The following is a 14,093-nucleotide window of genomic DNA, read 5'->3' on the forward strand; positions in this document are numbered from 1 at the left end:
TTATTCAGATGCTTTTTTGATTTTTTCTAGCAGATATTCTTTTCCTACAATTTCAGAACAGGTTATAACCGCTCCGACCGTAACTCCCAAGACACCATGCATGTTGATACTTTGGCCTGTAAGATAAAGATTTTCTATCTTAGTTTTAGTAGGAATCATAGTTTTCATCGGATTATTTGAATCTTTAACATATCCGTACATATTTCCGCCGTCTCCACCTATATAATCACGGTACGAAAGGGGCGTGGAAGTATGAACCGATTTGATGCAATCTTTTATCCCAGGAAATTTTTTCTCTATTTCTTCTAAAAATTTGGATGCCTTTTTCGCTTTGAATTCGTCATAACTTTCTCCTCGGTCATTTTCTTCAAAAGTGGTATTAAAAGTATTTTCCCAAGTTTTAACATCATCGTATTTCATATAAGTCAAAAACGTCATTCCATCTGCCCATTCTTCATCTTTTTTTGAGGGACTCATAGAAGCCATAAAAGTTTTTGGCCATGAATTTTCGTCGTATTCATGAGCTGTCCAGACATCATCGGCACTTTTAAAATGATAATAATTGTGATTGATGTATTTGAAAGTTTTGGGTTTAAAAACGATATACAAACTGAAAGCAGAAAGCACGTTTTCTAGATCTTGAATTCTATTGAAAAACGGTTTCCTAAAGTTTTCCTGCCCTGCCATTTTCAAAGTCGTTTTAGGTTCAATGTTCGAAATAAAAAACGTTCCAGAAACTTCTGTTCCGTCTTTCATTTGTATAGAATTTACCTTTTGGTTTTCGACTTCAATTTTGGTGACTTCTTTATGTTTGAAAAACTCTCCACCATATTTTTTAAGCTGTTTCAGCAATTGTTTGGTAATCTGACTTCCGCCATTTACGCAACGCCATGAACTTTCGATATACGAATTGACTACAAGCGCATGGACGTAAAAAGGCGATTTATCTGGAATTCCAGCGTATAGAAAATTGGAACCAGCCAAAACCGCTTTCAGTTTTTCATTTTCAGTAAAAGAATCGATGGTTTCTTTCGCGTTAAGCGTTAAAATTTCATCGTCATATTTTCCCTTAGATTCTAGATTGTAAAGCGGGAATGTTTTGCAAACGGCTTTTATTTTTTGACAGTATTGTTCTAGATTTTCTTTTTCTTCAGGAAAATATCGAGTTAGTTGTTTAATGAAATTTTCGAAACCTTGTGCATGCGGATATTCAGTTTTATCGTCATCAAAAGAAATAATATCAAAACCATTTTCGTCCAATTTTTTCAGATTCAAATGATCCATTATTCCGATATATTTGAAATACTGGTGAAGATTTTGGCCTTCGCCTAAACCTCCGATATAATGAATTCCGGTATCAAAAATGGTTTTATCTCTTACGAAAGTCTGAAGATTTCCGCCATATTGATTGTTTTTTTCGAGTACACAAACGCTGTAGCCTTCTTTTGCCAGAATAACAGCAGAAACCAATCCGCCTAAACCGCTGCCAATTATAACTACATCGTACTGTTTTTTCATTATTTTTTCTTTAAAACTAGTAAAGCATTTTCTTCAGAAACAATTTCAAAATTCTCAAACTGACTTTTTAAACGAGAACAATTCACTAAAATTATAGAAGCAACATTCGAGACTTCTTTCTCAATTTCATTCTGATAACTTTCGTCAGAAATTAGAAGTACATCATAATGATTTTCAAGTGCCGATTCCAATTGATTTAAATAAACTATTTTTCTTTTTGAAACAATGTAATTGGTTTTAGCTACCAACAATTTTTCTTCGTCATTTATAAAAGAAACTATTTTTCGCTGTGGTTCCTGCAACGCCAATAAAACATCCAACTGTCCGTAATCATTTCCTAAATGAAGGATTTTTGCTTTAAGCTGAATGTGTTTGTTTAAGCTGTAATACGTTTCCAGATTTTGTTTTAAATCTTTTTTCACGCTATTTCCAACTTCGATTTCTTTATAATCGTAACTGTTAATCAGCATTGTTTTGAAATAATCTGGTCCTTCAAGTTCGTGTCTTATTTTACGATATTCTGCTTTAAAGAACGAACTAATCTGTTTGGTTCTTTCGGCATAATTATTTCCAAACGAAAGATAGTCTGGAGCAATTCTTTCTAAAATTGTAACTGTAAGTTTTCCGTGATGAATGACAAAATCGCCTTTTGGAATCAATTCTGAAGCACCATGAATAACCACAGGAATAATATCGATTTTAAATTCTTCAGCAAGGAAGAAAGCACCTTTATGGAATCTCTTTATAACATTGTTTTCTGATCTAGTTCCTTCTGGAAAAACCATTAAAGAATAACCTTGTTCTACTTTTTTGCGTAAATGTTCAACTCCGCCTTCAAGACCTTCAGAAACAGGATAAAATCCCGCTTTTCTCACAACACCGCCAAAAATAGGAGAGTTGTAAACCCAGTCACTCACCAAGAAAATGATTTTCGGACTTAGCATTCCGATTGCTAAAATGTCCAGAAAAGAAGAATGATTGGCAATAATTACAGCTGGTTTATCAAAAGTTTCATTGAATTTATTAACGACTTTTTTGCGAATAAAAGGATTTGAATACAATACCGATTTCATGAATTTTGAAACCACATATCGGAAAGCTTTCATTTTTGATTTTTTACTAAAAGGCAAAATCGGCATAATAGTAAAACTGAAAATCGACATTACGATTCCGCCCAAACCATAATAGGCAAACGAAATGACGCCATGAACAAAAGTTCGCAATTGAAAAGGCGGATTTCCTTTTTTCGGACGATTTGATAAAAACAGTTTGAATAAAATCGGATAGAAAATAAACGTAATAATCAACGCTGCAAAAACCCCAATTAATGAAACCAATGAAATAGATGTAAGCGCAGGATGTTTGGCAAAAATCATTGCGCCGATTCCTAAGATTGTCGTGATAACTGCCAGAATAATTGAGGTTCTATAAATGGCAATTTCGTTAACGCCATTTGTATATTCTTTTTGCAAGGCACTGGTCATGAAAATACTAAAATCGACTCCGTGACCAAAAATCAACGTGCAGACAATCATGCTGAAAATATTCATCTGAATGCCAAAAATGCCCATAATTCCAGCTGTTACAATTCCCGTCAACGCAATCGGAATACAACTTATGATTACCAATTCGATTCTTCGGAAAAAGAAAAATAGAATTAAAATTACAGCAACAAATGAATAATTTACAAGCGAATTAAAATCGGTTTTTAAAGTGCTGAAAAACGTTTCGTTCATCTGCTGACGGTCAATTGCAATTACGTTTTCTTTTGCAGAAGCCGATTTTACAAAAACATCTCGTTGTTCTGGCGATACTTTTACTAAAGTTGAAACTGTGTAAAAACCATTTTTCTCTGTGATGAATTCTTGTAATTGAAGCGCTTTGATTTTTAAAAACTCATTTGACGAAACAGGCTTAAAGTCAAAATCTAAATGATCAAAAAACAGATTGTATGTTGTGGGTTTAAAGCCAAGCTTAGAGCCTTCAACAATTAATTCTGATTTTATGAATTCTTTTTTTTGTGAAGTCCAGAATGAATTCCATTTTTTAATTTTTTCAATTTGAGCTTGTTGCGAAAGGACAATGCCTCCAACGGAGCTGAAATTTAAAATTTTATCCTGATTTTTTGCTGCAGATAAATCATCAAAAAGTTTACTGTTATGCTGTAAAGCTTCTTCCATGGTTTTTCCGTAAGAAGCGACATAAATCGTTTTGGAAGTTAAACTCGTGCTTTCTTCCAATTGTTTTTCGGCAGCTTTAATTTCTTTCGGAATAAAATTCAGCTGAGATAAATCATTATTAAAACCAACATCATTATAAGTAAAACAGCAGACAATGGTGATGATAACACAAAGTCCGATTAAGATTTTATTATTGTGAAAAGAAAAATGAGCCATTTTATCGATCACATTCTTTTTGTGTTCCGCCGGATTTTCTGTTGGTTTGTATAAATGCGGAACAATCAAAAGAGAGAAAACTCCCGTTGCCATAACGATAACAGCGGCAAAAATTCCGAGATCATTTAAGGCATCCGATTTCACAAAAAGCAGACATAAAAAAGCAACAGCGGTTGTAGAACTGCTCATGATGACAGGCATCGTAATGTCTTTGTACAATGTTTTTACATCGCTATTATGTTTGTAATGTGTGAGAATGTGAATAGAATAATCAATCGTAATACCCAATAAAATAGAACCAATTCCTAACGAAATTGCCGAAATCTGTTCTCTCACAAAATATAAAAACGCAACAGCAAATAAACCTCCGAATAATGTTGGCAAAAATATAATAAGCGGAATTAAGACTTTTCGATAAAATAAAATCAGAATCAGCATTAAAGTAAACATCGCAATTGATGTCGTCAAAATAATATCTCCTTTAATCTGATTGGCATTGGCAACTGCAATTAAAGCAGAACCAAAATAACTGATTGACGTTTTTCCTTTAAATTGTGTATTTAGATTTTCCTGAATTGATTTCAGTTTTTCGGCAAAAATGGTATTCTTTTCTGTTTCGCTTGACGGAATATTTGAAGTAATAAAAAGCAGTAATTTCTTTTTATCCTTCGTCATTACAAAACCATTTTCGAGCGTAAAATCGTCTCCAATATTTAATTGTTGTAATTTTTTTAAAGCGATAAAAGAAATCCCAAACGGATCTTGCAGAATAAAATCTTTGGTTATAAATCCAGACGGAGAAATAATCGATTTGTAATTTCCTTGAACGGTTGCTGCAATACTGTCTTTCTGAAGCTTCTTTTCGATAGTAGCATAATCGTTATCATCTAGAAAAAGTGGCAGATTATTGTAAACAAAATCGATAGTTTCTTGAATGTTTTCTTCGTCTATTTTTCCTTGAATTCCGGTTATGTACGGTTTGCAGGATTTAGAAACGCTGTCTGAAAAAGCAGTTGCCATTTCTTTTAAATCCTCGGCAGAACCATTTTTATCCAAACTGAAAATTACGGTAGTTTTATCGGCAAAATTTAATTGTTTTAAAACTTTGGCAGTAACATCGGTTTTATCGTTTGTTGGAATAAGTTTGGTGATATCTTCTTCAAACTTTAATCTTGAAGCGAAAAATCCAAAAACAAGAAGCATCAAAATAGCCAATAGAACCGAAAGAGATTTTCTTCGGTTTACAAATAAATGAATGGCGTAGAAGTATTGATGCATGGTTATTTTTATTTTTTTTTGCCACAGATTAAAAGGATTAAAAAGATTCTAATCTGTGTTGGTTTGCCACGAATTTCACGAATTTTCACGAATTCTTAATTTGAAAAAGGGCATAAATTTGTTTTGTTTTTTGCTGCCGATTGAAAGGGTTAGATAGATTTTAACTCTGTTTTTTATCAGAAGTTTTAAATATCACCACGATTAAATTTGTGTAAATTCGTGAAATTCGTGGCGAAAAAAAATCATTTTAATCCTTTTAATCTGTGGCAAACTTAATTTAATTTTCGATTTGTTTTTTAGAACTAAAAGCCGTTAAAAGCAGATAACTGATAAAGCCAACTGATAGCGCTGAAACGGATGCTAAAATAAGACTTCCTACGATATATTGTGTAGCATTTTTTTGAATATCGTCGAGGGTAATTGAACTGTCTAAAACCAGTGGCGTGTCGCTGGACACAAAAACACTCCCAACTTGAAGTGAAGCATAAACAATAAACGGAATAAAAGGCGGAAAACTTACGTTTGAAGTAAGGTAAGCAATGACTTTGTTGAGTCTAAACAAGGCAGCAAAGGTAAAAAGCAATATAGTCTGAAATCCCCAAAAAGGCGAAAGTCCGATAAAAATACCTAGAGCAATCGCAGCCGATTTTTTAAAATTAGAATCGTTGCTTTCTAAAATATCTTCTAAAAAGAATTTTTTAAAACCTTTTTTTTTTGCTCTTCTAAAAAAATCTCTCGGCTTTATATACAGCAAAGCGTTGGTCACCAAAACCGTATTTAAAATACTGATTCGGGTGAAATCTTGAAACGGACGAAAGTGTGAAACTCTCTCAGCGGGATCATACAAAACTTGAATCGGAATATTTTTTACCACAACTCCTTTCCATGCAGCACGCACGATAACTTCGATTTCAAATTCAAATTTATTGGTGTAAAAACGTTTTGGAAGCAAACGAAGCGGATACAATCTAAATCCAGATTGTGTGTCGTCTAGTTTAATTCCAGTTTCAAACTTAAACCAGAAATTAGAAAACTTGTTTCCAAAACTGCTTTTCTTTGGAACGTTTTCCTGAGTCATATTTCGGCTTCCAATCAAAAGAGCGTTTGGCTCATCTTGAATTGCTTCTAGGAAAACAGGAATATCAGCTGCAAAATGCTGTCCGTCAGAATCGATTGTAACGGCGTATTCAAAATTCAATTCCAATGCTTTTCTAAATCCGTTTCTCAGCGCTCTTCCTTTTCCTAAATTTTTAGGATGTTGAATTTGAGTCAGCTGCGAATACGATTTTAAAATTTCGCTCGTAGAATCAGTTGAACCGTCATTGACAATAATGACATTTGTGGTGAAATCTAAAATAGAATCCAGTACTTTTTTCAGCGTTTTCTGATTATTGTACGTAGGCACAATAACGCAAAAGTTAGTCGAACTAAGTAATTCTTGTTGTGATTTCATGAGGTGTTTTTTGAGCTTACTTCACGAATTGCTTCTCTTTTTCAGAGAAACTTTTAGATTGTAAAACAAAGTCTTTAAGATAATCTTTCAAAGCCGCACCTTGCGCTGCATAATACTTCGTTATGAATTTTTTATCTTCTTTAATGTTTTTCTTGTAGCCTGTAATAGCAGGAACATCTTCCTGAACACTCAGTCTGATCATTCGCATTTCAATATTACTTGGATCACTTTTTATTGTTGCTTCAAGTAATTTTGCACCTTCTTTAAAACGATCCATTTTCTGGCTCAATTTTTTTTCAAATTTAGAGTCCAATAAAATGGAAGCCGCTTTATAAGCCACTAAAATTTTATCATCATTATTTGAAACCCCAGAAAGTTTGGCTACAAACTCTTTGGCATTGCTTTCTGATTTTGCTACATCAGAATACATTTTTCGGATTGAAGCCAAATCTGGCGCTCCAGCAAAACTTACCCATAAAAGTAATGTCAGTAACAGTTTCATAGTTATATTTTTTTGTACACATTACTCAGTTTAAGAGCAGTTGTGTCGTTAAAGTAAGTCGTGTTTTTCACTTTTACCAAACCGTCTTCAGTAGTTGTAACATCCAATTCCAATCGTAATTCTGGAGTAACCTCCGGATTAATCAGCGCCATGAATTTTACATTTGCCAAAGACTGAATCATCAATGAACTTTTGGTAATTGATTCTGTAAGTTCTTTGATAATCTGAATCATACAAACACCAGGCATAATAGGATTTCCAGGGAAATGCCCTTTAAAAACCTCATGTTTGGCATTGACCAAAATTGTAATAGTATATTTTGAATCAGATATTTTTTCTTCTGACAGTATTTTATAAAAATCTTGTAAAATCATATTTTTTATTTTCCAAATGTATAGGCAGCACCAAATTGAAACACTAAGTTGTTGCTGTCACTACTTTCATCATAATAATTAGTAAAAGCATTTGTAAATCCTTTTTTTACTCTTGCTTCAAATGCAATTCCATTTTTCAAGCTATATCCTAAGCCTGCAATAATTCCGAAGTCTATATCTTCACCTTTGTTAAAATTGTATTCTTTTTCTTTAGGCTCTGCTTTTATGTTATCGGCAATTAAAATATCAGCAAAAGGTCCTGCTAGTGCATATAAATTTTCAGTAAAATTAAATTTATTTATAGTAATTCCTGAAATATATTGTAATGAAGCATCTACAGTTCCGCTAACAGAAGTTGTTGTATAGGTGTTTGTTTGCGGATTGTAAATACTTGTTGTACCCATATCTGCTGTCCCTTTTCCTCCTTGTCTTGAATATGTTAATTCAGGTTGTAGCGTATAAACTCTTCCAAGTTTTAAAGCTCCAAAACCACCTATGTAAAAATCTGTTTTGTTGCCAAGATCGGTATTTGTTAGTTTAGAAATGTTAATTCCAGCATGAATACCAGGTTTAAATGTTACTTGAGCTTGTGTTGTTAAAAATGCAAAAAAAGTTAATGCGATTATCGCTAAATTTTGTTTAGTCATTATTTTATTTTCGTTATTTAAAAGAGTAGCTGATTCCCAACTGAAAATTAATATTCGTGTTATAATCTCCAAATAAATAATAATTATTGGAGTCATTTTGATAATAATCACTGCTTAAAACATCCAGCAGACCTTTTTTGAATCGCGCTTCAAATGTTAAACCAGAAGGCAGGGCATAAGCAACTCCTAAAACCAGACCAAGATCATTTTGCGCTTTTCTAACAGCAAGATTATCATTCAATAAAATATCTAATGTTGGTCCCGCTTGAAATTGAATTCCTTGTGGCAGTGTAAACTTATTTATCATAGAAAGAGATAAATAGTTTATGTCAAGATCTAAATATTCTACTTTATTGGTCTGTGTATTTTCATCAAAATAATTTCGCGCTACATTATTAGAACCTTGCCTGCTGTAATTAATCTCTGGCTGAAGGGCGTAAACTTTGGTTATTTTAATTTCTGTAAAACCACCAGCATAAAAATCGGTTTTGTAATCGGCGTGCATTTCAGAAATAGTTGAAAAACTAAATCCAGCTCTTAATCCAGGCTTTACGGTTACTTGGGCTTGTATATTTAAAACCGAGAAAAAAACAGCAATAAAGAAGCATATTCTTTTATTCATTTTTATTTTGTTTTAAACGTATAACTAATTCCGATTTGGAAAACTTGATTTAAGATTACATCATTATAGTAATATCCGTCATTGCCATAATCATATCCGTTATAACCATAAATATCAATTAATCCTTGTTTAAGTCGAGCTTCAAAAGTTAAACCATTTGGCAAAGTATAACCAAGACCTCCAACAAATGCAATGTCAAAATCTTCTGGGTTAGTATTTATATAATTATCACTAACTTTTAAATCTAAAGAAGGGCCCGCCAATAGATGAAAACCTCCTCCACCAAAGTTAAATTTTGCAACCGCTCCCAGTGTTACATAATTTAACTCATACTTTTCAGTATAATAACGGCCGTTTTCAAAATATCTTCCTTCATCACCTTGTCTTGAATAATTTATCTCTGGCTGAACCGAGAAAAATTTATTGAATTTAATATTTACCAATCCACCAACATAAAAATCTGTTTTAGAACTATTGTCATCAATATTCGTTAATGTTGATACATTCAAACCACCTCTTAGCCCTGGACTAACTTTTACCTGCGCTTCTGCTTGGATTCCGATTAATAAAACAAATGCAAGTACAACAAAATTTCTCATTTCTAATTGATTTAAAGTTTAGGATTAGTTTAAGTTTTTATTCTGATTTGAAATAATTCAGTTCAATTTTTAATTTAATATTCTGATGGATTATCTGAATCCTTTCGGCAAAAATATTGTTTTCTGAACTGAAAAGCAGTGTAAATTTTTCTTTTGTTTGAGAAGCATGAACGATCTTTTCTAATTTCTGATCTTTTTTGGAGATGAAAATATAATTGTCACGCTTGCCATCTGCCGATTTATATATGTCTGCCGATTCATTTTCGAATTGCTCTTGAATCGAATATTCTTTCTTTAAAAGCAATCGAAAATCTTCTTTTAAAGTATTAATCAAAATTTTTCGATCTAATTCTGATACAATAGAATTGACTTTAAAATCGGTTTCTGAGATTTCAAAATCCATTAATTTGTTTCCGAATTCGGTTGTAAAAACTATTCGGTGCGTGGTGTCGTTTATTTTCTTGGCAATGAAAATTCCAGACAATTCGTTTCCGTAAACACTAATGTTAGTTTTATAAACATAATCGGTTTTTGAGTCTGAAAAATACGGAACTGTGTAAGACGTTTTGTCTAATTTTTTAGGCGTATAATTTTTTGTGACCGAGCCACAAGAAATTAAAACAATTGCCAGAAAGCAATTAATTAGTAAAAACTGAATCGTCGATTTTTGCATTGATCACTTTATTTTTAAGTACAATTCGAGTATAATCTTCAGATGATTCTAATAATTTTACCTGAACAACTGTTGCTTCTTCTTTATCAAAAGTCAGTTCGATTTGTTTGATGTATTTTTTCAACGTCGCATCTTTCGGAACAAATTTTGCTAGATTCTGGCCTTTCAATTTAAAATACGAAATCGTAAATTCTTTATCATCAAACATATTTCCGCTCACACTTCCCACAATCAATTTATTAATTCGGGCAAAGATTTTACTGTTTCCAATATCAACAGCACTTTTCTTTCCTTCGTCGTTAATTAGGATTTTTCCATTTTTGAAAGTGATGCTGTAATTGTATGGTTTTTTATATTGCCATTGAAGCAAAGCTGGTTCTTTAAAAACCATTTTCCCTGAAGTCTCAATGTCTTTCGATAAAAAATCTAAATGCTTGTACTGAACAAAATCGGTACTTAAGGTTTTGATTTTTTTGGATACAACATTTACATCTTGTTTAAAAGAAGCAATTTCGGCATCAGTCATTTTTTGTTCTTGCGCGAACAAATTGCCAGATATAAATAGAATTAATAATGCTATTTTAGTTTTCATATTTTTTCAAAAATGTGCTTTAATTTTTTTTGCCACAGATTAAAATGATTTCCACAGATTACTATTTATTGAATACTTGTAAATTTTATTAAACACATAGAGACATAGGTTTTTATGTGTATAAAAGAATATAAAAAAGAAACAGGTTTCTAACACATAGCACTATGTGTATTTAAATAAGTGAAACGCCTTTTTTTAAGCATCCTAAATCTATGTTTCTATGTGTTAAAATTTAAATTATAAAAATCCGTTTTTATCCGCGTCTTCGCGAAAGCGAATCTGTTTTATCCGCGTTCAATTTTCATAAGCTTTTAGATTCAAAAGTTCTTCGATCGAAACGACTTGATAATTATTTTGCTGTAAAAATTGCAAAAACTGTTCCAAGACCAAAACAGAATGCTCGCCTGTGTCGTGCAAAAGTACGATTCCGCCGGGAGAAATATGCTTAACGAGTCGATTGAAAATTAATTCCTGATTTTTGGTTCCACCGTCAAGGGAACGAATATTCCAGCCAATTGTTTTATGTCCGGTTACTTTTAAAGCTCTTCTTATCGAAGGAGTTGTAACTCCATAAGGCGGACGAAAGAAGTTGATTTTTTTGGAAGTGAATTTTTCTAGAAGCGCATCTGTTTTTTGAAGTTCCTCGGTTATTTTTTTAGCATTATAAAAATCAAAAAACTTAGAATGCGAGTAGGAATGGTTTCCAACTAAATGTCCTTCATCAATCACTTTTTGGAGAATTTCGGGATGCGTTTCGATATTTTTTCCAATACAGAAAAAGGTCGCTTTGGCATTGTATTTTTTCAAAAGTTCTAAAACTTCCAATGTATAAATGCTTGGACCGTCGTCAAAAGTAAGCGCAATTTTTTTTTCTGTTTCTAACGGATTATTGCAAAATGCTTTTACATGATAATTGGAAGAAATTCTAGCGGAACCAAAAGCATTTATTCCAATCCAAAGTAGAATTATAACAACAAACCACAGAAAATGAATTGCGTTATACAGATTCAGGAGAAACAATAAAAGCAATAAAAAGATAAAAAACAGCGATATGTTTTTGTGCGTTATCATTTTGACAGCAACGTAAAACTATGGTTTTTTCCGTTTAATTGGTTGTATAATAAAATCGTTTTGTATCCTGATTTTTCGACAGCATTTACTTTTACGATTTCAGGAATTTCTTGAGTTTTCAAAATTTTAGCAGCCATCCAAAAAGCAAAAGCCGAAGCTGTATCGTATTCTCCGCTCAAATGTTTGTAATATAAAATCGGAGTTTGAGCAAATGCATTTTCAGCAAGATTTCTATAATAATTCTCAAAATCAGCATTTCCGTCAAAACCTAAAACAAGAGCATCAACATCTGAAATTTCTAAATTATTTGATTTTAAGAACGAAATAATTGCTGCTTCAACTTCATTTTCTTCCAGCGTATTTACAATAGCAACATCTAGAAGTTCGGCATAAGTGTTTTCTTTTCTTTCGTTTTCTAAAACAAAAAAACTTGCACCTTCGCCATAAACCGCTCCACTTGTTGAAGAATTTAGAACATCGTACGGAGCAGAATTGTCTGCTTTAATACGACCGTTTAGTTTAAAAAGCGAAGTAGTATAATCGCCATTTTCGTCAACACCGCCAACTAAAATCGAATTGGCTTCAGCTTCTTCAATCTGCATTTTAGCATCAATAAGAGCCGATTCAAAAGAAACAGCACCATTCACGTAGGTAAAATTATAACCTTTACATTGCTGTAAAAGTGCAATCTGCGCTCCAACCGTATTGTGAGTAGATTGAATAAAAGAAGTCGGAGTTAAGAATTCTTCATTATTATCTAAAATGCTTTTTAGGAATTTTTCAGAATCTTCAATACAGCCTAAACCAGTTCCCGTGATAATGGCGTCGACATTTTCAACATTGGCATCTTTCATAGCCAAAGCCGAAGCTACGATTCCGTTTTTTACACCTTTTGCCATTCTTCGGCTGGCAGCAGGTGAAATATATTCTTTGTATACTGGCGGAACAATTGCCAGTACATTTTCTTCATGATTTACAATAGCCTCTTCCAAAAAAACAGTATCAAATGTTTTTTGAGTCGAAATACAGCCTACTCCATTTATATAGGTTCTTTTTGTCATTAGCTTTTTGAAAATATAAGAGTGGAACAGTTTCCTCCAAAACCAAAAGAGTTGGATAAAACGTGCTCGATAGTTTTATTTTTTAAAGTTGTCTGCGGTTTCAAATCAAATTCTTCCATCGGAATTTCAAAATTCAAATTGGGGTAAACCACATTATTCTGAATTGCCAAAACACTGTAAACGGCTTCAATTGCAGCTGCAGCCGCTAATGTATGTCCTGTAAAAGGTTTTGTAGAACTGAAATCTGGAACTTTTTCGTTTTCATAAATTCGAAGCAAAGCTCTTCCTTCAGATAAATCGTTGTTTGGCGTTGCGGTTCCGTGAACATTGATGTAGTCAATTTCAGAAGGTTGTAAACCCGAAATGTCAAAGGCTTTTTTCATGGCCAAATAAGCGCCATCTCCATTTTCTGAAGAAGCAGTTTGGTGAAAAGCGTCGTTGGCATTTCCGTAACCTGAAACTCTTGCCAATACTTTTTTGTTTTGTTTTGCTACAATTTCATCCGATTCTAAAACCAAAAAAGCAGCAGCTTCTCCAAGATTCAATCCTTTTCTGGTGTTGTCAAAAGGTTTGTTGTAATCGTCAGATAAAATCATCAAAGTCTTGAATCCGTTTATGGTGAATTTTGCCAAAGCATCGGCTCCACCCACAATTACGCGATCCAATTTTCCCGTTTTGATTAATCTCGCGCCTAACATAATCGAATTGGCCGCAGACGAACAAGCAGTACTTATGGTTGTAACCATTCCTTTTAAACCTAATTCTTCAGCAATTTTTTCGGCAACATCGCCGCCATCGTGGCAAGTAATGTATTTGGTCAATTCTGGTTTTTCGAAATAATCGTAATAATGTCTTTCCGTCATGTCCATTCCGCCCACACTTGTAGCCGAAATAAGTCCCGTTCTAAATTCATTTATATCGGTAATGCCAGCATCTTCAACAGCTTGTTTTGCTGCCAAAGTGCCAATCATAGCGGTTCTAGAGAAATTATTATCCTCATTTAATTTCAGTTCATCAACAAGATCTTCGTTGGTTTTTTTGATTTCGCCAACTTTGATCACATCTGCATGAACAGTCGAAATATTTTGAATACGAGAAACACCGATTTTGTTTTCAATCAAGGAAATGTAGTTTTCCTCAACCGAATTACCAATCGCAGAGATAATTCCCATTCCCGTTATTGCAACACCTTTCATTTTTGGACTTCTTAGATTGTTAGAATTTTAGACTTCTTAGATTTTTTTAGACTGGCTTAGAATTTTAGACTTTTTAGATTTTTGAAAAGCATAGTCTAAGAAGTCTAAAAA

At 33.0% G+C, this 14,093-nt stretch carries 13 protein-coding genes; all 13 read right to left on the reverse strand.

The annotated features are described in order from the left end of the window. Positions 1 to 1,518 carry a phytoene desaturase family protein gene (locus PQ463_RS18255; RefSeq protein ID WP_274254900.1) on the reverse strand — a complete coding sequence of 506 codons (1,518 nt, stop codon included), beginning with the start codon at positions 1,516 to 1,518 and terminating at the stop codon, positions 1 to 3. Next, on the reverse strand, positions 1,518 to 5,192 hold the full coding sequence (locus PQ463_RS18260; RefSeq protein WP_274254901.1) for an MMPL family transporter: 3,675 nt from the start codon (positions 5,190 to 5,192) through the stop codon (positions 1,518 to 1,520). The genes PQ463_RS18255 and PQ463_RS18260 overlap by 1 nt, the downstream gene beginning before the upstream one ends. 277 nt (positions 5,193 to 5,469) lie before the next feature. Beyond that, the gene (locus PQ463_RS18265) at positions 5,470 to 6,645 is read right to left on the reverse strand and encodes a DUF2062 domain-containing protein (protein ID WP_274254902.1); all 1,176 of its coding nucleotides are present in this window, start codon (positions 6,643 to 6,645) and stop codon (positions 5,470 to 5,472) included. Between the two features lie 16 nt (positions 6,646 to 6,661). Next, the gene (locus PQ463_RS18270; RefSeq protein ID WP_274254903.1) at positions 6,662 to 7,147 is read right to left on the reverse strand and encodes a hypothetical protein; all 486 of its coding nucleotides are present in this window, start codon (positions 7,145 to 7,147) and stop codon (positions 6,662 to 6,664) included. A gap of 2 nt (positions 7,148 to 7,149) precedes the next feature. After that, complete coding sequence (locus PQ463_RS18275) at positions 7,150 to 7,521, reverse strand: ApeI family dehydratase (RefSeq protein ID WP_274254904.1); 372 nt, start codon at positions 7,519 to 7,521, stop codon at positions 7,150 to 7,152. A gap of 5 nt (positions 7,522 to 7,526) precedes the next feature. Further along, the gene (locus PQ463_RS18280; protein ID WP_274254905.1) at positions 7,527 to 8,168 is read right to left on the reverse strand and encodes a porin family protein; all 642 of its coding nucleotides are present in this window, start codon (positions 8,166 to 8,168) and stop codon (positions 7,527 to 7,529) included. 13 nt (positions 8,169 to 8,181) lie between these two features. Continuing rightward, positions 8,182 to 8,790 (reverse strand): outer membrane beta-barrel protein, encoded by a 609-nt coding sequence (locus PQ463_RS18285; RefSeq protein WP_274254906.1) that lies wholly within the window; start codon positions 8,788 to 8,790, stop codon positions 8,182 to 8,184. Positions 8,791 to 8,792: 2 nt separating this feature from the next. Then, the gene (locus PQ463_RS18290) at positions 8,793 to 9,389 is read right to left on the reverse strand and encodes a porin family protein (RefSeq protein WP_274254907.1); all 597 of its coding nucleotides are present in this window, start codon (positions 9,387 to 9,389) and stop codon (positions 8,793 to 8,795) included. Positions 9,390 to 9,426: 37 nt separating this feature from the next. After that, positions 9,427 to 10,062, reverse strand: coding sequence for a flexirubin biosynthesis protein LolB2 (lolB2, locus tag PQ463_RS18295; protein WP_274254908.1), 636 nt, complete (start codon positions 10,060 to 10,062; stop codon positions 9,427 to 9,429). Then, positions 10,028 to 10,654, reverse strand: a complete 627-nt coding sequence (gene lolA2, locus PQ463_RS18300) for a flexirubin biosynthesis/transport protein LolA2 (protein WP_274254909.1) — start codon at positions 10,652 to 10,654, stop codon at positions 10,028 to 10,030. Before lolA2 ends, lolB2 begins: the two co-directional genes overlap by 35 nt. Positions 10,655 to 10,948: 294 nt before the next feature. Then, positions 10,949 to 11,725 (reverse strand): polysaccharide deacetylase family protein, encoded by a 777-nt coding sequence (locus PQ463_RS18305; RefSeq protein WP_274254910.1) that lies wholly within the window; start codon positions 11,723 to 11,725, stop codon positions 10,949 to 10,951. Further along, positions 11,722 to 12,786 (reverse strand): beta-ketoacyl synthase N-terminal-like domain-containing protein, encoded by a 1,065-nt coding sequence (locus tag PQ463_RS18310; protein ID WP_274254911.1) that lies wholly within the window; start codon positions 12,784 to 12,786, stop codon positions 11,722 to 11,724. The genes PQ463_RS18305 and PQ463_RS18310 overlap by 4 nt, the downstream gene beginning before the upstream one ends. Beyond that, complete coding sequence (locus PQ463_RS18315; RefSeq protein WP_274254912.1) at positions 12,786 to 13,982, reverse strand: beta-ketoacyl-[acyl-carrier-protein] synthase family protein; 1,197 nt, start codon at positions 13,980 to 13,982, stop codon at positions 12,786 to 12,788. Before PQ463_RS18315 ends, PQ463_RS18310 begins: the two co-directional genes overlap by 1 nt. Positions 13,983 to 14,093 lie beyond the last annotated feature (111 nt).

The sequence above is a fragment of the Flavobacterium sp. KACC 22763 genome, assembly GCF_028736155.1.
GTDB lineage: Bacteria > Bacteroidota > Bacteroidia > Flavobacteriales > Flavobacteriaceae > Flavobacterium.

What these genes read in the sequence shown, in the direction of transcription:
- PQ463_RS18255 (WP_274254900.1), bottom strand. Translation starts at nt 1,518, where the DNA reads ATGAAAAAACAGTACGATGTAGTTATAATTGGCAGCGGTTTAGGCGGA.
- PQ463_RS18260 (WP_274254901.1), bottom strand. Translation starts at nt 5,192, where the DNA reads ATGCATCAATACTTCTACGCCATTCATTTATTTGTAAACCGAAGAAAA.
- PQ463_RS18265 (WP_274254902.1), bottom strand. Translation starts at nt 6,645, where the DNA reads ATGAAATCACAACAAGAATTACTTAGTTCGACTAACTTTTGCGTTATT.
- PQ463_RS18270 (WP_274254903.1), bottom strand. Translation starts at nt 7,147, where the DNA reads ATGAAACTGTTACTGACATTACTTTTATGGGTAAGTTTTGCTGGAGCG.
- PQ463_RS18275 (WP_274254904.1), bottom strand. Translation starts at nt 7,521, where the DNA reads ATGATTTTACAAGATTTTTATAAAATACTGTCAGAAGAAAAAATATCT.
- PQ463_RS18280 (WP_274254905.1), bottom strand. Translation starts at nt 8,168, where the DNA reads ATGACTAAACAAAATTTAGCGATAATCGCATTAACTTTTTTTGCATTT.
- PQ463_RS18285 (WP_274254906.1), bottom strand. Translation starts at nt 8,790, where the DNA reads ATGAATAAAAGAATATGCTTCTTTATTGCTGTTTTTTTCTCGGTTTTA.
- PQ463_RS18290 (WP_274254907.1), bottom strand. Translation starts at nt 9,389, where the DNA reads ATGAGAAATTTTGTTGTACTTGCATTTGTTTTATTAATCGGAATCCAA.
- lolB2 (WP_274254908.1), bottom strand. Translation starts at nt 10,062, where the DNA reads ATGCAAAAATCGACGATTCAGTTTTTACTAATTAATTGCTTTCTGGCA.
- lolA2 (WP_274254909.1), bottom strand. Translation starts at nt 10,654, where the DNA reads ATGAAAACTAAAATAGCATTATTAATTCTATTTATATCTGGCAATTTG.
- PQ463_RS18305 (WP_274254910.1), bottom strand. Translation starts at nt 11,725, where the DNA reads ATGATAACGCACAAAAACATATCGCTGTTTTTTATCTTTTTATTGCTT.
- PQ463_RS18310 (WP_274254911.1), bottom strand. Translation starts at nt 12,786, where the DNA reads ATGACAAAAAGAACCTATATAAATGGAGTAGGCTGTATTTCGACTCAA.
- PQ463_RS18315 (WP_274254912.1), bottom strand. Translation starts at nt 13,982, where the DNA reads ATGAAAGGTGTTGCAATAACGGGAATGGGAATTATCTCTGCGATTGGT.